17 protein-coding genes are annotated in these 16,714 nt (G+C 65.0%); 9 read left to right on the top strand and 8 right to left on the bottom strand.

Features of this window, described 5'->3' with window-relative positions:
- Positions 1–98 precede the first annotated feature (98 nt).
- From ACFQS4_RS18385 to ACFQS4_RS18365, 5 genes are all read left to right on the top strand, one after another.
- On the top strand, positions 99–2,252 hold the full coding sequence (locus ACFQS4_RS18385) for a bacterio-opsin activator domain-containing protein (protein ID WP_500195201.1): 2,154 nt from the start codon (positions 99–101) through the stop codon (positions 2,250–2,252).
- Positions 2,253–2,479: 227 nt separating this feature from the next.
- Positions 2,480–4,453 carry an acetate--CoA ligase gene (acs, locus tag ACFQS4_RS18380; RefSeq protein ID WP_500195199.1) on the top strand — a complete coding sequence of 658 codons (1,974 nt, stop codon included), beginning with the start codon at positions 2,480–2,482 and terminating at the stop codon, positions 4,451–4,453.
- A 74-nt stretch (positions 4,454–4,527) separates the two neighbouring features.
- Entirely contained in the window at positions 4,528–4,980 is a 453-nt protein-coding gene (locus tag ACFQS4_RS18375) for a DUF4212 domain-containing protein (protein WP_500195197.1), read from the top strand.
- On the top strand, positions 4,977–6,695 hold the full coding sequence (locus ACFQS4_RS18370; protein ID WP_500195195.1) for a VC_2705 family sodium/solute symporter: 1,719 nt from the start codon (positions 4,977–4,979) through the stop codon (positions 6,693–6,695). Before ACFQS4_RS18375 ends, ACFQS4_RS18370 begins: the two co-directional genes overlap by 4 nt.
- A 3-nt stretch (positions 6,696–6,698) precedes the next feature.
- The gene (locus tag ACFQS4_RS18365; protein WP_254158193.1) at positions 6,699–7,166 is read left to right on the top strand and encodes a universal stress protein; all 468 of its coding nucleotides are present in this window, start codon (positions 6,699–6,701) and stop codon (positions 7,164–7,166) included.
- 134 nt (positions 7,167–7,300) lie between these two features.
- On the opposite strand, the gene ACFQS4_RS18360 is transcribed toward ACFQS4_RS18365, so the two are convergent.
- Positions 7,301–7,531: a DUF8119 family protein gene (locus ACFQS4_RS18360; protein ID WP_500195194.1), complete on the bottom strand. Its 231-nt coding sequence runs from the start codon at positions 7,529–7,531 to the stop codon at positions 7,301–7,303.
- 172 nt (positions 7,532–7,703) lie between these two features.
- On the opposite strand from ACFQS4_RS18360, the gene ACFQS4_RS18355 reads away from it, so the two are divergent.
- From ACFQS4_RS18355 to ACFQS4_RS18340, 4 genes are all read left to right on the top strand, one after another.
- On the top strand, positions 7,704–8,258 hold the full coding sequence (locus tag ACFQS4_RS18355; RefSeq protein ID WP_500195192.1) for a tRNA (cytidine(56)-2'-O)-methyltransferase: 555 nt from the start codon (positions 7,704–7,706) through the stop codon (positions 8,256–8,258).
- Positions 8,259–8,420: 162 nt separating this feature from the next.
- Positions 8,421–8,945 carry a transcription factor gene (locus tag ACFQS4_RS18350; protein ID WP_254158196.1) on the top strand — a complete coding sequence of 175 codons (525 nt, stop codon included), beginning with the start codon at positions 8,421–8,423 and terminating at the stop codon, positions 8,943–8,945.
- Positions 8,945–9,628, top strand: a complete 684-nt coding sequence (locus tag ACFQS4_RS18345; protein WP_500195190.1) for a DUF2110 family protein — start codon at positions 8,945–8,947, stop codon at positions 9,626–9,628. Before ACFQS4_RS18350 ends, ACFQS4_RS18345 begins: the two co-directional genes overlap by 1 nt.
- Before the next feature lie 9 nt (positions 9,629–9,637).
- The gene (locus tag ACFQS4_RS18340) at positions 9,638–10,417 is read left to right on the top strand and encodes a DUF5803 family protein (protein ID WP_500195188.1); all 780 of its coding nucleotides are present in this window, start codon (positions 9,638–9,640) and stop codon (positions 10,415–10,417) included.
- Positions 10,418–10,469: 52 nt separating this feature from the next.
- Here ACFQS4_RS18340 and purM read toward each other — a convergent pair whose 3' ends face one another.
- The 7 genes from purM to ACFQS4_RS18305 all read right to left on the bottom strand — a co-directional run bounded on the left by purM (position 10,470) and on the right by ACFQS4_RS18305 (position 16,655).
- The gene (purM, locus tag ACFQS4_RS18335; RefSeq protein WP_500195186.1) at positions 10,470–11,501 is read right to left on the bottom strand and encodes a phosphoribosylformylglycinamidine cyclo-ligase; all 1,032 of its coding nucleotides are present in this window, start codon (positions 11,499–11,501) and stop codon (positions 10,470–10,472) included.
- Between the two features lie 209 nt (positions 11,502–11,710).
- A complete protein-coding gene (locus tag ACFQS4_RS18330) occupies positions 11,711–12,058 on the bottom strand; it encodes a DUF7344 domain-containing protein (protein ID WP_500195184.1) in 348 nt (115 codons plus the stop codon).
- Between the two features lie 146 nt (positions 12,059–12,204).
- Positions 12,205–13,122 carry an acetamidase/formamidase family protein gene (locus ACFQS4_RS18325; RefSeq protein WP_500195182.1) on the bottom strand — a complete coding sequence of 306 codons (918 nt, stop codon included), beginning with the start codon at positions 13,120–13,122 and terminating at the stop codon, positions 12,205–12,207.
- Between the two features lie 94 nt (positions 13,123–13,216).
- Positions 13,217–13,918 (bottom strand): hypothetical protein, encoded by a 702-nt coding sequence (locus ACFQS4_RS18320; protein ID WP_500195180.1) that lies wholly within the window; start codon positions 13,916–13,918, stop codon positions 13,217–13,219.
- Between the two features lie 76 nt (positions 13,919–13,994).
- Entirely contained in the window at positions 13,995–14,636 is a 642-nt protein-coding gene (locus tag ACFQS4_RS18315) for a zinc metalloprotease (protein WP_500195178.1), read from the bottom strand.
- Entirely contained in the window at positions 14,633–16,408 is a 1,776-nt protein-coding gene (locus ACFQS4_RS18310; protein ID WP_500195176.1) for a TraB/GumN family protein, read from the bottom strand. The genes ACFQS4_RS18315 and ACFQS4_RS18310 overlap by 4 nt, the downstream gene beginning before the upstream one ends.
- Before the next feature lie 109 nt (positions 16,409–16,517).
- Positions 16,518–16,655, bottom strand: a complete 138-nt coding sequence (locus ACFQS4_RS18305; RefSeq protein ID WP_500195174.1) for a hypothetical protein — start codon at positions 16,653–16,655, stop codon at positions 16,518–16,520.
- Positions 16,656–16,714 lie beyond the last annotated feature (59 nt).

Raw genomic sequence — 16,714 nt, 5'->3', positions numbered from 1 at the left:
CGAGGGAACGACACCCACTCCAGCGATAACGACGCACAATGAGTGGTAACGGCGAAAGAAGGACATACTTATATTCGCGTTACTCGAGAACACGAAACATGGCCGATGGTGTATCGACGGTGCTGACGGCGACTCGGTACGAGGCGCTGTTGAACGCCGCCGAAACTCACCGTCAGGCCCTCGTCGTTCGGCTGTGCGGCGACGTCGGCCTTCGCCCGGCGGAGGTCGTCCGATTGACGCCGAGTTGCGTCCGGCAACTTCGCGCCGACCCACCACGATACGGGCTCGCCGTCCCCGACTCGACGGAATCAGTCGACGACCCCGCTCGAGTCGCTTACCTCCCAACACGGGTCGAACGAGCGCTTCGCCAGTACGCCCACGGCAACGGTATCGGCGACGACGACCGCCTCGTTCCCGTCACGCCGCGTCGCGTCCAGATGCTCGTCGCCGAGGTGAGCACCCGAGCGAGCGAGCGGTTCGACGATTCGGCGCTCGAAACCGTCTCCTCGAGTGATTTACGCCGCTTTTTCGCGGAACGTGCGCTTCGCGAAACACGCAACCCGCGAGCCGTCAAAGCCGCCGGTGGCTGGCAGAGTTTCGAAGCACTCGAGCCCTACCTCCCCAGCCCAACGCCCGACGAGCTGGTTCGGGCGTTCGAACCGCTCGAAACGGGTGGCACGCCGGACCGTTCGTCGACCCTCTCGGCCCTCTCGAACGGTGGTCGACCGATGCAAGAACGAGCGAGTGAACCGGCCGAGAACTCGACGGTAGAGGCACTGCAGGACGTACTCGAGGGGTCCGACCGATACGCCTGGTTCCACCTCGATTCCGACGGACGCATCGACCGCTGGAGCGAGGGGGCGGCCGACTGCTTCGGTTACACAGAAGAGGACGTGATCAGCTCGCACGTCCGAATCCTCTTTCCGGACGCAGCCGTCGAGGAGGGCGTTCCCGATCGGCTGCTCGAGACCGCGCGCGACGAAAACGGAGTCGACGCCGACGGCTGGCGCTGCCGAGCAGACGGGTCGCGGACGCGCGTGTGGGAAACGATCGTCCCCGTTGACGCTGATGGAAGCCGTGGGTTCGTCGTTCTCGCGTGCCAGGATTCGACTCTCGGCCATCGGCACCGGTTCGAACCCGCTCGAGCGGTCACGGACGCGTTGCTCGAGGCCTCTACGCACGAGGCCGTCGAAACGGCGGTCTGTCGCGCGCTCGTCGACGAGGGGCCGTACGAACTCGCCTGGATCGACCGAACGACCGCCTCGAGAACCCGCCGGGAGTGGTACGCCGCGAGCGGCCTCGAGGACGCGACGATCGAACGCTTGCAGGCAGCTCTCGAGGAAGCCAACGGCGTGGACCACGACGACCTGGACGACGGAAGCGTCCAGACGAACGTCTCGACCGAGGATTTCGGCGGAACGCTCCTGGCGGTATCCGTCCGCTACGGCGACACCGTCTACGGGACGCTGATCCTCGGAACGGCGCGCGAGACGGTCGGCGAACGGGAACGGGCCTGGCTCGAGACCCTGGGTTCCCAGGTCGGTCACACCATTGCGGCCGTCCGACGACGCAACCTCCTGCTCTCCGACGCAGTGATCGAACTCGAGTTCGCCTGCCGAGACGCGGCGTCGTTCTTCGTCGACGTGAGCGCTCGACTCGGCTGTCGGTTCGAACTCGACTCGCTCGTCCCCATCAACGATCACACCCAGCTATACTACGTCCACGTCACCGACGCCACTCCGGCAGCCGTCTTCGAGCACGCCGAATCGGACGCCGGCATTCGAGAGTGCCGGGTAATCGATACCTACGCGGATGGGAGCCGCCTCGAGTTCGTCGTCGAGGGCTCCTCGCCGGCGCTCACGCTGATGGAGTACGGCGTGACCGTGCTCGAGTCGGTGACCCGGGACGGGACGACGACGATCACGGCCGAATGTGCGAGTGATACCGACGTCAGAACCGTCGTCGATGGCCTGCGTGCCGCGTTTCCCGCGTCGGAACTCGTCGGGAAGCGCCAGGTCGAGCGTTCCGTCCAGACGGCCCGCGCGTTCCGAACGGGCCTGGAAGAACGACTCACCGACCGCCAGGAGGCCGCGCTTCGAGCGGCGTACTTCGGCGGCTACTACGACTGGCCGCGCGAGAGCACGGCCGAGGAGATTGCCGACGCGATGGACGTCTCCTCGCCAACCCTGCACAACCACCTCAGAAAAGGTCAGCACGAACTGCTGCGGACGTTCTTCGACGACCGGCCCTAACTATCTAGATACGGCGAGTCGCTCGCCGCCCATACGCTGCTCTGGAGTTGGAAATCTTCGTCTCGAACACGTTCGGGTTGCGTCCAGAATATATTCCATCCGTGAATACCCCGAATAATCGTCAAATTAACCTCATTCAACTGATTACTCGAGTTCCCTACCCGACGTGATTTTGCTCACCTAGAGTCGGTATTTACCCCCCTTATCTCGTATTGCTGTAGTGTAACATGGCACAGGAAGAACCTGCACTCGAGGCACGGTTGGCCGAGGGGGAGACCTACGACCCGCCGGAGGCGTTCGTCGAGCAAGCGAACGTGAGCGATCCGGGGGTTTACGAGGAGTTCGAGGAGAACTGGCCGGAGTGCTGGGAGCGCGCTGCAGACCTGCTCTCCTGGAACCAGGAGTATGAGACAGTACTCGAGGACGACGACGCGCCGTTTTACCGGTGGTTCACCGGCGGCGAACTCAACGCGTCGTACAACTGTCTCGATCGCCACGTCGAGGAGGGCGCGAAGAATCGGGCGGCGATCAAGTGGGAGGGTGAACTCGGGGAAACCCGAACGTACACCTACAGCGACCTGCTGTACGAGGTCGAGGCGTTTGCGGCCAGCCTTCGAGAACTCGGCGTCGAGGAGGACGACGTCGTCACCCTCTACCTGCCGATGATTCCGGAGTTGCCCATCGCGATGCTCGCGTGTGCGCGCATTGGGGCGCCGCATAGCGTCGTCTTCGCCGGCTTCTCCGCTGACGCGCTCGCCACCCGGATGAACGCCGCCGACAGCGAGTACCTGCTCACCTGCGACGGCTACTACCGCCGTGGCGATCCGCTCGACCACCTCTCGAAAGCCAACGAGGGACTCGAGGGCGTCGATCACGACGTCGAGACGGTCGTCGTCGACCGCCTCGGCGACGACCAGTCGCACTCGCTGAGTGAGAACCAGCGAGACTACGCCGACCTGGTCGAGGCTCACGAAGGCGAGACGGTCGAGCCGGTCTCTCGAGACGCCGAGGACATGCTGTTCCTGATGTACACCTCGGGTACCACCGGCCAGCCCAAGGGGGTAAAACACACCACGGGGGGCTATCTGTCCTATGCCGCCTGGACCTCTCACGCCGTTCTGGACGTCAAGCCCGAGGACACCTACTGGTGTGCGGCCGACATCGGCTGGATCACTGGCCACTCCTACATCGTCTACGGTCCGCTCGCGCTCGGGACCACCACCGTGATGTACGAGGGGACGCCCGACTACCCCGAGAAAGATCGGCTGTGGGAACTCGTCGAGAAAAATAATGTGGATATCTTCTACACCGCCCCCACCGCCATCCGGGCGTTCATGAAGTGGGGCAAGCAGTACCCCGATCAGCACGACCTCTCGAGTCTGCGCCTGCTCGGGACCGTGGGCGAGCCGATCAACCCCCGCGCCTGGCAGTGGTACTACGACCACATCGGCGACGCCGAGTGTCCCATCGTCGACACCTGGTGGCAAACGGAGACGGGCGGGATGATGATCACCACGCTCCCTGGCGTCGGCGAGATGAAACCCGGGTCGGCCGGGCCGCCGTTGCCCGGCATCGACGCCAGAATCGTCGACGCCAGCGGCGATCAGGTTGAGGCGGGGAATGCCGGCTATCTCACCGTCAATAACCCGTGGCCCGGGATGCTGCGCACGCTGTACAACAACGACGAGCGCTTCCTCAGCGAGTACTGGCAGGAGTACTCCGACGAGGAGGCCGACGAGTGGTTGTACTTCCCCGAAGACGGCGCGAAAATCGACGAGGATGGCTACATCACCATCCTCGGGCGCGTCGACGACGTCATCAACGTCTCCGGGCACCGCCTGGGGACGATGGAAATCGAGAGCGCCATCGTCGGCGTCGAGGGCGTTGCCGAGGCCGCCGTCGTCGGCGGTGACCACGACATCAAAGGCGAAGCCGTCTACGCCTACGTCATCCCCGAGGACGGCTACACGGACGACGACAGTCTCGAGTCGCGCATCGTCGAGGGGGTAGAGGATGCCATCGGACCCATCGCCCGGCCCGAAGAAGTGATCGTCACGCCCGAACTCCCCAAAACTCGGTCGGGCAAGATCATGCGCCGGTTGCTCGAGGACATCGCCTCGGGCAACGAACTCGGCGACACCTCGACGCTCCGGAATCCCGACGTCGTCGAGGACATCGCTGCCCAGGTTGGGGACGACTGAGGAGGGGCCTGGGTAGATCACCGCTTATCGATTATCGAGACCACAATCACAGCACACGATACACGAACGATACAATGCCAGATAATACCACTCACGAATCGGAGCGCGAGGAACGGACCGTCGCGACAGACGGCGGCCGTTCTGACATCGAACGAGAGAAAGAGATCGACTACCTGGACGTCGAGATAAACCTGCTGAAGCCGGGAACCCCGTTCATGCGGGATCACAACCGGGTCATCCTGACGGGATTCTTCCTCTGGGCGGTGATCGTCTTCGGACCGATCACCGCGACACGGCTGGCGCCGGACCTGATGACCCAGCCGATTCCGGGGCTGGGATTCCCGCTTCACTACTTCCTGATCGCGATCGGCGGTCCGGGCGGCGCACTACTGTTGTCGGTCTGGTACGTGCGTAAGCGCGACAAGATCGACGAGAAGTACGGAATCGAGCAGATACAGGCGACGGAGACAGGGCGTACCGATACCAGTTCGGAGGCAGCGGCGACCGACGGAGGTGTCAATCGATGAACGGCCTCGCGTTGGCGGCACTCTCGCTGCTCGGGGACGCATCCGTCGTACTACAGTCTGACCAGGAGTTGCTTCCCGAAGGGCTGAACATCGGGTTCAAGCTGCTCCCGGCAATCATCGTCATCGCGATGATGGGGCTGTTCCTGGCGGCCGGCGTCTTCTACAAAGTGGCGGATACGGCAGACATGTGGGTCGCTGGTCGATCAATCGGGAACGTCGAGAACGGGATGGCCATCGGCTCCAACTGGATGTCGGCTGCGTCGTACCTCGGAATGGCCTCACTAATCGCGCTATCAGGGATCTACGGCCTGGCGTTCGTCGTCGGCTGGACCGCCGGCTACTTCGTGCTGCTCATCTTCCTGGCCGCCCAGATGCGCCGGTTCGGGAAGTACACCGCACCCGACTTCATCGGTGACCGATTCAACTCCGACGCCGCCCGCGCCATCGCGGCGATCACGACGTTCCTCATCGGATTCGTCTACGCGCTCGGGCAAGCCCGTGGGATGGGGCTGGTCGGCCTTTACATCCTCGGCGACCCCGGAATCCCGGGATTGAGCGGCTATCAGGCGATGATGGTCATCTTCATGGTCATCACGATCGCGTACCTCTCGCTGTCGGGGATGCTCGGGGCGACCAAAACGATGGTCCTCCAGTACGTCATCCTCATCGGCGCGTTCCTGATCGGGCTGCTAGTGACGGGCTGGGCGGCGGGCTACTCGACATTCCTCCCTCAGCTCGAGTACGGAATGTTGATCAGCGAACTCAGTGCCGAGTTCTCCGAGCCGTTCGTGAACCAGAGTTACTACGTCTGGATCGCGACGGCGTTCAGCCTGATCTTCGGGACCTGCGGGCTCCCGCACGTCCTCGTTCGCTTCTACACGGTCGAGAACGAGCGGACTGCCCGCTGGTCGTGCACCTGGGGACTGTTCTTCATCAGTCTGCTGTACCTCTCGGCACCAGCGTACGCGGCGTTCGGGACCGACCTCTACAGCAGCGAGGTCCAGCCAGCATACGGTGACCCGGGCATGAGCGCCGAGGCTGGTGACGTCATCGTCGTGTTGGCGACCCAGCTGGCCGGCCTGCCCACCTGGCTCGTCGGCTTCGTCGCGGCAGGCGGCATCGCTGCGGCGGTCGCGACGGTCGCCGGACTGTTCATCGCCGGCTCGTCGGCGATCTCCCACGACATCTACGCGAACATCATCAACCCCGACGCGACCCAGCGCCAGCAGGTCCTCGTCGGCCGACTGAGCATCGTCGCGCTCGGCGTGCTGACGATCCTGTTCTCGCTCGACCCGTCGGCTCCAATCGCCGCACTGGTCTCGTTCGCGTTCTCGCTGGCAGCCACCGTGCTGTTCCCGATGTTCTTCCTCGGTCTCTGGTGGGAGAAGACGAACCGCCAGGGCGCGCTCGCCGGGATGTCCACCGGGCTGATCCTCTGGCTCATCCCGATGTTCAACGAGGGTCACTTCCAGATCGCACCCCTGGGAATCGAGTTCCTCGAGACCTGGATGCCTGCCATCGGCTCAGGTCTGATCGGCGTGCCGGTCGTCTTCGCCGTCACGATCATCGTGTCGCTGGTGACGCCCGAACCGCCCCTCCAGACCAAGCAGATGGTCCGGCAGTGTCACAGCCCAGATCCGATGCCCAAAGATAAGACGGCGGCCGACGTCGTCAGGGAACGGAACGGAAACGGACCCACCCCTGCGGACGACTGATCAATGTACGAACGCATACTCATCCCGACGGACGGTAGCAGCGTGGCGGAAGTAGCGGTCGAGCACGCACTCGACCACGCGGAGAAGTACGGCGCGGAGGTACACGCGCTGTACGTCGTCGACACCGACGCGGTCGCCTACGGGCTCGGGACGGAACAGGTCGACCGCCTCAGGCAGGGCGACTTCCAGGGCATGACCGAGCTTCGCGAGAAGGCGGAAGCCGCGACCGGGTACGTTCGCGACCTGGCCGAGGCGAAAGGTCTCTCGGTGGTCGAACACTACTCGGGCGGCCGGCCGCACGCCCTGATCGCCGACTACGTCGAGGACAACGACATCGACCTCGTCGTCATGGGCAGCCACGGCCGCTCCGGCGTCAGGCGCGCCCTGCTGGGTAGCGTCACCGAACGAACCCTGCGGTCGACGACCGTTCCGGTGCTCGTCGTCGACGCCCGGAAGTCGGTCGAGGAGTAACGGTCGACTCACTACCGCTCACGATTTTCGCGTTTCGATCGCTCAGTAGCAGCTCGCAGCAGTCTCGAGGCCTCATCTCGCGTTCGTGACGACCCCCAGGTTCGCGTTTGGCGACGACCTCGAGAATCCCGCGTTCACCGCTTCTCGCCGGAGCCGTACCACTCCCGGGCCAGTTCGAGGTTCCAGACGAACGCGAAGTAGGCGACGATCCCAGCGAGCATGAGCGCGTAGTACGCCCACGTCGGTCCCTCGAGGAAACTGAACAGAAGTTCGACGATCGTCACCCAGATAATCGCGAACAGCAAGTCGACCAGCATTCCCCACCGCTCCTCGCGAGCGGTCTCGAGCCACGCTCCTGGCTTCATCGTGAGTCACCCTGCGCCGCCAGCGGTCCCGTCGAGTGCATGCCGGTGTGTGTCCCGGTGCGAGCAAAAAGCTACCGCCGAAAGCGACTCTCGGCCAGCGTCCACGAGCGGTCTCGAGCCGGAGCGATTGCGGATCCGAACGCACATATGCCCCAGCCAGCTACGCGTTCGTATGAACGAGCATCGCGACCCCGAGGTCGCCGTCCTCCGGCTCGGCCACCGACCCGGGCGAGACGAGCGGATGACGACCCACGTCGGCCTGACAGCCCGAGCGCTGGGCGCCGACCGCGTCCTCCTCCCGGACAACGCCGGCCAGTCCCTCGAGACAGTCGCGGACATCACCGAGCGCTTCGGCGGGCCGTTTGCAGTCGAGTTAACCGATTCCCCCCAGGGCGTCGTCCGCGGATGGGAGGGAAAAGTCGTCCACCTCACGATGTACGGCGAGCGCGTCCAGGACGTCGAGGACGGCGTTCGAACGGCCCACCACGAGGACGGCGACCCCCTCCTGATCGTCGTCGGTGCGGAGAAGGTGCCCTTCGACGTCTACGAGGAAGCCGACTGGAACGTCGGCGTGACCAACCAGCCACACTCCGAAGTCGCGGGACTGGCCGTGTTTCTCGACCGCCTGTTCGAGGGGCGCGAGCTCGAGCGCGAGTGGGAGGACGCGAATCGGCGCGTGGTTCCGATGGAGACGGGCAAGCGGGTCGTATCGACCGACGAGGAGTGAGTGTCGGCAGACGGACGGTCGACGGGGAGTGTCGGCAGACGGGCAGCCCCGAAGACATCTAAACTCGAGCGGCACGGGCTCGCATTTCGACGCCGATACGCTCCGCGCCGTCGGCGAACCGAGTAACAAGACTTAATGGCCGCATGCGATTATTACGGGGTAATGGCTTTTGAGGACCTGCTCGAGGACCCGGTTATCCAGAAGTACTTACACGAGCTCGTCGGTCCCAAGGGGATGCCCGTCGCGGCAGCGCCGCCGGACGGAGAGGTGACCGACGAGGAACTCGCCGAGACGCTGGACCTCGAACTGAACGACGTGCGGCGGGCGCTGTTCATCCTGTACGAGAACGACCTCGCCACCTATCGCCGCCTCCGCGACGAGGATTCCGGCTGGCTCACCTACCTCTGGACGTTCGAGTACGAGAACATCCCGGAGAACCTCGAGGAGGAACTCTACCGGCTCTACGACGCCCTCCTCGACCGCCGGGAGTACGAGCAGAACCACGAGTTCTACCTCTGTGAGATCTGTTCGATCCGCTTCGAGTTCGGCGAAGCGATGGACTTCGGCTTCGAGTGCCCCGAGTGTGGCTCGCCCGTCGAATCGATGGACAACAGCCGGCTCGTCCGGGCGATGGACGACCGCCTCGACGCCCTCGAGGACGAACTCAACGTCGAATCCACCGCCTGATGGTCGTCCTCGCAACCAAACTGTACGTCGACGGCGACGCTCGCCAGCGGGCGCTGGACTCCCTGCGATCGCTGGTCGACAACGAGATCGGCGAACTCGACGTCGAGTTCGAGATCGGCGTCCGACACGACGACTTCCCCTCCGTCACGATCGAGGGCGAAGACGCCGTCGTCGCCCGCAACGTCCTCCGCGAGGAGTGGGGCGAAATCGTCCCCGACCTCGAGGCCGGCGAAACCTACGTCGGCACGCTCGAATCCTGGGACGACGATGGATTCGTCCTGGACGTCGGAACCGAGACCGGGGTTCGAATCCCCGCCGACCAGCTAGGTCTGGGACCGGGGTCGCCCGCACAGGTCAGAGAGCGCTTCGGCCTGATCCAACACCTTCCGTTGCAGTTCGTCTACCGACCGGACGAGGCGGACGGATCGCGGCTGACCGACGCCGAACGCGACCGCCTCTTCGAGTGGACGCGCGGGACCGGTCGCCTGAACGTCAACAGCGCGACCCGCGCGGAGGTCCGGGCGACGCTCAACCGCGCCGGCCACGCCCAGGACTACGTCACGATCGAACGGCTGGGCTTACTCGAGCAGAGCGTCATCTGTACGGACGACACGGACCCGCCAGGGCTACTCTCGAGCATCGGCTCGTACCTGCCGGCGGAGTTGCGCTGCGTCGTTCCCTGACCGCCAGCCATGAGTACGGTCAACCGTCGCCTCGTCCTCGCAACGCTCGCGGTCGCCCTGCTCGCGACGACCGCCGGGTGTACGATGCTCTTCGGCGGCATCTCCGACGAGACCCTCGACGAGTCCCAGTCGTACGACGACCTCCGGGACCGCGAGGCGGACGTCGCCATCGACATCGAGAGCGGATCGTTCATCAGCGACGGGGAGTTCCGCGCCGTCTACGACCTGAACGACACCGAAGACGTGTCGCTGTACCGGTCGACCCTCTACCGCGAGGAACCACTCGAGGTTCGGGCCGTCCGCTACTGGTACCCGAACGGCACCGAACTCACCGGCTCCGAACTCGAGGTCGATCAGGACCGCTCGAGCACCGACATCCGGGTTCCGGACGGCAACGGGACGCTAGCGTTCACCGGGCCCGCGAGCCAGCGTCAGTTCTACCTGCCGGCGTACGTCGAGGGGTCCTACGAGGTCATCCTCCCTGCCGGATATCGATCGACGAACTACCTCTTCGGGTCGGTGAGCCCGGGCGGGCACGAACGGGAGGTCGTCGACGATCGGGAGCATCTCCGGTGGGAGCACGTCGATAGCTCGATCTCGATCCGGTACTACCTAGGACGGGACGTCTTCATCTTCGCTGGCGTCGTCCTCGTGGTCGTCACCGTCGGTGGTGCTGGCGTCGCCTACTACTACCGGAAGATCAAGGCCCTCGAAGATAAACGGAAGTCGATGGGCCTCGACGTCGAACTCGAGGACGACTCGGGAAAGGGGCCGCCGCCGGGGATGTAGGCGGCTCGAGGCGTGGATACAGTGAATACTGGCCGCTCTCGAGGCGTGACGCTCAGGACAGCGACAGACCGCGGATCTCGACCGTGTCGCCGTCCTCGACGCGACCGATGACCTCCCCGTCGGTCTCGTCGACGAGCGCCTCGGCGTCTGACTCGTCCAGAGCCACCACGAAGCCGGTCCCCATGTTGAACGTGCGGTGCATCTCCTCGTCGGCGACATTCCCCTCCTCGGCGACGAACTCGAAGATCGGCTGGGCCGGCAGGGGATCCTCGATCACGTACCGATTCTCGCCCATTCGGAGCAGGTTCGTCCACCCGCCGCCCGTGACGTGTGCGGCGGCTCGAACGTCGTGGCGTCGCATCGGCTCGAGCAAGTGCGTGTAAAGCCGGGTCGGGCGCAGGAGTTCCTCGCCGATGGTGACCTCGGGGTCCAGCGGAAAGGTGTCGCCGTAGTCGTGGTTCCGGGTCACAGCCTCGCGAGCGAGCGTGAGGCCGTTCGAGTGGATGCCGTTCGAGGGGAAGCCGACGAGGACGTCGCCCGCTTCGGCGTCTTCATCGAGAATCTCGTCTTTGAGCGCGAGACCGGCGCAGGTTCCGGCCAGGTCGAAGCCGGTGACGACCTCGGGCATGACCGCGGTTTCCCCGCCCAGCAGGGTGAGGTTCGCTTCTTCGAGACCGGTCGCCAGCCCCTCGCCGATTTCGGCGGTGAGGTCGTCGTCGGGTTCGTCGACCGCGAGGTAGTCGACGAACGCGACCGGTTCGACGCCCGCGGCGACGAGGTCGTTGACGTTCATCGCGATGCAGTCGATGCCAATGGTCGAGAAGTCCTCGACGGCCTCGGCGACGAGGAGCTTGGTGCCGACCCCGTCGGTCGCCAGCGCGAGGTAGCGGTCGCCGATGTCGAGCAGGCCGGCGTACTCGGTCGTTATGCCGCTCCCGAACGCCTCGAGGAGCGCGGCCGTGGCGTCCTCGCTGGCGTCGATGTCGACGCCCGTCTCGGCGTAGGTGAGTTCCTCCGGCTCGCCGTCACCGTCTCCATCGCCACCGCCGGAACCACCCCCCGCCTCGTTCGCCTCGTTGGTCATGCTCGAGACAGCACGGGGCGAGGGCAAAAGGTCACCGGTCCAGCGTCGGAGTGGGCGGGTCGACGGACGGCACGGCGTGTAGCGGTATGGCGCGTGGCGGTGTCACGTTCGGTCGCGTCCGTTCGACGGTGTCACGTTTGCCGCGTCGAGTCCGGGGGCGTCGCGTGCGGCGGTGCCGAGTGCGGCAGTTCGATCAACCGCTCGAGAGATCAGGCGTCACCGACAGCCAGTTCGAGGGCGTCCTCAGACGTGACGGACTCCGATCCCTCGAGTAATACAACGTCGCCCTCGTCCCTGTCGTACTCGACGAGGCCCTGATCCGCTACCATCGGCAGGTGCACGTGGACGAGCGAAACGTGAACGTCCCGTCGAATGCGTCGACGATCATCGGCGTCGTCGTCCGACAGGCATTCCCGTCTCGCGATCGCCTCGGCGAGACCGTCGACTGTGTCCCGTCCTCGTTCCGTGAGTGTAGTGAGGAGCCGTCGTCGTCGTGGATTCGCAAGTATCCGATGTGCGACCTCCTGATTGCGAACCGTCGGTCGTGTCTTCGACATCGTACCAGTCCCTTCTCGAGTATCGAGGTGAGGACTGCGCCTAACCATGCAGATGTGTCGACAGGAGGTCGCATCCAAACACTGTCGACGGCGAAACACGCAACGAGAGCGACGATGAACCGCGAACCCGTCGAATCGCTACCCGATCAAAACGGACTCGAGAGGTAGGCCTTCGGGATCGCGTTCCGAACCGTGACCAGCGGGTCGACGACCTGGCTGATCTCGAGGCCGCCGACCAGGCTCGAGAACATATACGCCTCGGTGTCGTCGAAGTCGTGCTCGGCGGCGAGCAAGGCGATGGCGTCCTGGTTCGCGAGCTCGCAGGCCGCCTCGAGCGTCTCGGCGCTCGCGAGGGGCTTCCAGGCGTCGCTCGTCTCGATCAGCGGGCGCTCGAGGCTCGTTGCGGGGTCGGAGAGCACCTCGAGGGTGACGTCGATCTCGGCGGCGATTTCGGCGCCGGTGCCACACATCTCGCCGTCGGCCATCGCGGCCTTGCAGTCGCCCATCGCGAGCATCGCGCCCTCCTGGAAGATGGGGAAGTAGACCGCGTTGCCGGCCGTGACGTCGGTCGTGTCGAGGTTGCCGCCGTGGTCGTGGGGCACGAGCGTGCTGTAGCCGTCCTCGGCGGTGGCGACGCCGATGGTTCCGATCACCGGCGCGAGCGGGACCTCGAGGTCCTCGAACGTGAGCGCGTCGTCCTCGACCGGCGTCATCTTCGATCGCGGCGCATCGACGTTCTCGTGGCCGTCGAGCAACCCGAAGCCGTCGATCGTGACGACCCGGCCCGCGTCCTCCGCGATGCGAATTTCCTCGATCTCGACCCGGAGTACGTCCCCTGGCGAGGCCCCGTCGACCGCGATGGGACCCGTCGCTGCGTTCACCTCCTCGGGGACCGCCTCGAGGACGTCCGAGTCGTCCTGGATCGCGCCCTCGAGGCTGTCGGCCGTCTCGACGGTCAGACTCTCGCCCGAGTCGACGGTGATAGCCGGCTCGAGATCGGGAGTGAACTCGTAGAGTTTGCCGTCCTCGTAGCTGATCGTGTGGTCGGTATCGATATCGGTCATGGCTCGAGTACAAAGAGGGATGGCCCGGCCATCAAACCGCGTGGTCGTTCGCGGCGGTCGACCGTTCCAGTTCGATGAGGTGGCCCTCGAGTGCTCAGAACGTCACCCCGCCCTCGAACGTCGCCACCAGCGTCCCGTCCTCGAGCTGGTCCGGAGCCGTGGCCTCGCGCTCGTCCGGGTCGAAGGCAGCACCCGCGTCCCGGTGGTCGGCTCTCGCGACGCCACCTCTGTCGATGGCGTAGACGACCGCGCTGAATCCGATGTCGGCCTCCCAGACCGCTCCGTCATCGGAGACACCCGCTGTCGCGCCGGCTGCACGCAGCAAGAAGACGGTCGTGACTCCCTCGTGCCAGTCGAAGGTTTCACGTTCTCGAACGTTGTGACCGATGCGGAGGATTCGACCCGAACCGGATCGGTCACACAGCAGGTCGTGAGTGAGGTACGCTTCGTCGAACGCGATGAGGTAGTCGATCACCGCCTCTTCGTCGAATCCCTCCGGCATGACGGGGTAGGGGATCGTTTCGGCCGTCTCGTGCTCTTCGCGGTCATTTCCGTACTCTACCTCGACCGTCTCCGACTCGACGTCGCACTCGGGCCGGGTCGGCTCGCCGTCGAACGCCTCGAGGACGCGGCTCTCGTCCCCGCCACCGCCGTCAGTTTCATCGTTGTCACCGTTTCCACCGTTTTCAGCGCCGTTTCTGTCGTCCACACTCGAGGGCCTGGCTCCGTCGGCCAGACAGCCCGACGCGGCCGCCGTCGTGGCACCGAGTGCGGCCAGTATCGCTCGCCTGTTCATACTCGTTCGTACGAAAACAGGGGTGAAAAAGTCGATGAAGGCTAAAATCGACGTTTTAGCTTACAAGAACGGGTCGTCAGAACGGGAGGCCGAACTCGAGGTAAAACAGCGCGAGCAGGCCGGCACACGTCGCGAACGTCACCGCGAAGACCGGCTTGCTCCACTCGAGGACGGACTTGCCGTCGAGCGGACCGAAGGGGATCATGTTGAATGCGGCCAGGAACAGGTTGATCACGACGCCCATGTGTCCGATCTGCTGGAGGAGTGCGGGTCCCTCGAGCGCCCGCGTCCCGACGAGTACCGGCAAGAAGAGCCCGGCGAGGATCAGGTTCGTCACCGGACCGGCGACCGAGATCAGCCCGTTCTCGCGATAGGTGATCCGTCCCCGGTGGTAGACGGCGCCCGGCGCGGCGAAGAGGAAGCCGATCAGCGCGCTCATGATCGCCAGAAAGAGCATCTGGTAGTCGGCCCGAAACGCCGCGACCTGGCCGAAGCGGACCGCGACGACCTTGTGAGCGAGTTCGTGGAGCAAGAACGCGACGCCGACGGTGACGAAGCTCAGCGCGATCATCGTCGCGAAGTGACCGGGCGAAGCCCGTCCGAGGTGGATGGGGGCGAGCAGGAGGGCGAACGCGACGCTCAGGACGATCCACGCGAGCGCCAGGTCGAAGAGTTCCCGATCGCTGAACGTGAGTGAGGAGGGTCGCTCGTAGCTCACGAGAGGACCTCGTAGATCAACTCGAGGCTGTTCTGTGCGCCCCTGATGAGTTCGTTCATCAACGCGTCGACCCCGCCGAGTTCGCCGCCGGCCAGCCACGGCAAGACGACCAGCGGGAAGAGGAACGTCGCGATCATGCTCCCGACGTTCGTCAGCGCGACGATCATGATGAGTCGGAACAGCGGCACGTCGAACATCTCCTCGATGGACTCCGTGATGGGTTTCGACGTGTCGCCGATGATGGTGTTGAGCGTCCTGATGTCCGTGACGTTCACCGGGCGGTACCGGAGTTCGACGTACCCGGCGAACCAGCCGGGAGCCAGCAGCGGGTTGATGCTCGTGAGCCAGGCGATGGCGCCGCCGACGCCGGCGCTGGTCCAGCGTGCACCGGCCAGACGAGCCAGCGTGAACGCGAAGATGCCGTTGAACAGGAACCACGCGAGGAACACTTTGAGGAGGAAGGCGTCCCGGACGCCGGCCATCAACAGGAGGAAGAAGAAGCCGACGAACGCGACCATCACGAGATAGCCGATGACCTTGAAGATCGAGAACCGGCGACTGGATGCCGTTCCGGTGATCGACTCCATAGCCGGCAGGGTTTCGGGCGCCGCGAGGTAGCGTTCGATGCCGGCCTTGTGACCGGCGCCGACGACGGCGACGACATCGTAGCCTTGGCCCCTGAGCGTGTGGAGTTTGTGGGCGATAAAGGCGTCTCGCTCGTCGATCAGCGCGTTGGCCCCGCTCGGACTGAACCGGCGGAACTCCTCCATCATGGCGGCGACGACGTCCCCGTCGGTCATCTCCTCGATGTCGATCTCCTCGATGTTGTCGACGTCCGCCGTGAGCGCGTCGAGCAAGAGACCGACGGCCGCACCAATGGCGACCCCGATCCCGAGTCCGACGAGTCCGCTGACGACGCCACGAATAGCGAAGTCCCCGGCCGCCTCGAGCGCGCCGGCGTCGAACGGGCCGACGTACGTCTCGGTGGCTACCAGGGCCCCCATTCCGACGACGCCGAGCACGGCACCCGTAACCACTCGGAGCGAAGAGCCGCTGAGCAAGCGACCGGTGTACTCGTCTGCGTGCTCGAGCGACGGGAGAAAGAGCAACCCGACGAAGAGTCCGCCGATCAGCCCGATGCCGAGCGCACCCACGTACTGGAGCATCGTCGGATTCGTAATTCCGAGGCCGAGTGCGCTCTCGAGGCCGGCCGTGGTGGCGAACAGGGTTCCAAAGAGGAGTCCGAGGGCGAGGCCGAACACCCCGCCGAAGGCGACCGACAGCGTCCGGGGGTCAGTGACCCCGAGGGCGAGTCCGCCGACCATCCTGAGCTTCTCGGTGGCGGTGAGCCGTGCCCAGAACCGCTGGATCGTCACCTGAATGTCCCGGTCGACGAGGGCGACGCCGTGGCCGTTTCGTTCGGCTGCCTCGATGGCCGCCTTCATGTCGGCACCGGGTTCGACGTCGAACTGTTCGCCGAGGCGCGACTGGACGTACGAAAGCATCCAGTAGGCCAGAAACTGGAAGACGGTGTTGCCGCTCAGGAGGTCCTTCGCTTCGATGTCGTCGGGCGTTCCGCCCTGCATCTGGCGGTACCGCCCCTCGTCGAGTTCGACGGCGACGACGTCGGGGTCCTCGCGGTCGATCGTCTCGTGAACGTCGTCGACGCTCCGCTGGGAGACGTGGGCCGTCCCGAGAACGTGAATCGAGCCACGATTGTGTTCCGGTGGTTCGGGCGGGTCCGGAACGGTCGCGTCACCTGCATCGCTCATTGTCGGGGTAACTCGCTCACGGCTTTTACCAGTATCGAAGGGTAACGAAATGTTCCTCGAGCGGTAGGCGAGCGATGACGATACCGGTTCCCGGTTCGAGTGCGCCCGATCACCGTCGCTGAGTGCCGGTCAGCGCGGCCACCTCGAGAAGCAGTGCCGGGAGGACGAGACCGAGCACGACGACCCCCGCCAGGCGGAACGTCAGGCCGTGGATCGAACGCGCGGCAAGCCACGCGAGGCCGAGCATGGCGGCGAGAACGAGGCCGCCGACGAGTAATTGACCGGGAACCCCAAGCCATCGGCGTA

Source organism: Saliphagus sp. GCM10025317 (assembly GCF_042663665.1).
Lineage (GTDB): Archaea > Halobacteriota > Halobacteria > Halobacteriales > Natrialbaceae > Natronosalvus.
This window is presented reverse-complemented; position numbering and strand designations above follow the sequence as displayed.

Excerpts from the sequence above, each read along its gene's own strand:
- ACFQS4_RS18355 (WP_500195192.1), top strand. The coding sequence starts at position 7,704 with ATGAACGAGCATCGCGACCCCGAGGTCGCCGTCCTCCGGCTCGGCCAC.
- ACFQS4_RS18305 (WP_500195174.1), bottom strand. The coding sequence starts at position 16,655 with ATGCTCGGCCTCGCGTGGCTTGCCGCGCGTTCGATCCACGGCCTGACG.
- ACFQS4_RS18345 (WP_500195190.1), top strand. The coding sequence starts at position 8,945 with ATGGTCGTCCTCGCAACCAAACTGTACGTCGACGGCGACGCTCGCCAG.
- ACFQS4_RS18340 (WP_500195188.1), top strand. The coding sequence starts at position 9,638 with ATGAGTACGGTCAACCGTCGCCTCGTCCTCGCAACGCTCGCGGTCGCC.
- ACFQS4_RS18385 (WP_500195201.1), top strand. The coding sequence starts at position 99 with ATGGCCGATGGTGTATCGACGGTGCTGACGGCGACTCGGTACGAGGCG.
- ACFQS4_RS18325 (WP_500195182.1), bottom strand. The coding sequence starts at position 13,122 with ATGACCGATATCGATACCGACCACACGATCAGCTACGAGGACGGCAAA.
- ACFQS4_RS18360 (WP_500195194.1), bottom strand. The coding sequence starts at position 7,531 with ATGAAGCCAGGAGCGTGGCTCGAGACCGCTCGCGAGGAGCGGTGGGGA.
- ACFQS4_RS18350 (WP_254158196.1), top strand. The coding sequence starts at position 8,421 with ATGGCTTTTGAGGACCTGCTCGAGGACCCGGTTATCCAGAAGTACTTA.
- ACFQS4_RS18365 (WP_254158193.1), top strand. The coding sequence starts at position 6,699 with ATGTACGAACGCATACTCATCCCGACGGACGGTAGCAGCGTGGCGGAA.
- ACFQS4_RS18330 (WP_500195184.1), bottom strand. The coding sequence starts at position 12,058 with ATGTCGAAGACACGACCGACGGTTCGCAATCAGGAGGTCGCACATCGG.
- ACFQS4_RS18310 (WP_500195176.1), bottom strand. The coding sequence starts at position 16,408 with ATGAGCGATGCAGGTGACGCGACCGTTCCGGACCCGCCCGAACCACCG.
- ACFQS4_RS18370 (WP_500195195.1), top strand. The coding sequence starts at position 4,977 with ATGAACGGCCTCGCGTTGGCGGCACTCTCGCTGCTCGGGGACGCATCC.
- ACFQS4_RS18320 (WP_500195180.1), bottom strand. The coding sequence starts at position 13,918 with ATGAACAGGCGAGCGATACTGGCCGCACTCGGTGCCACGACGGCGGCC.
- acs (WP_500195199.1), top strand. The coding sequence starts at position 2,480 with ATGGCACAGGAAGAACCTGCACTCGAGGCACGGTTGGCCGAGGGGGAG.
- ACFQS4_RS18375 (WP_500195197.1), top strand. The coding sequence starts at position 4,528 with ATGCCAGATAATACCACTCACGAATCGGAGCGCGAGGAACGGACCGTC.
- purM (WP_500195186.1), bottom strand. The coding sequence starts at position 11,501 with ATGACCAACGAGGCGAACGAGGCGGGGGGTGGTTCCGGCGGTGGCGAT.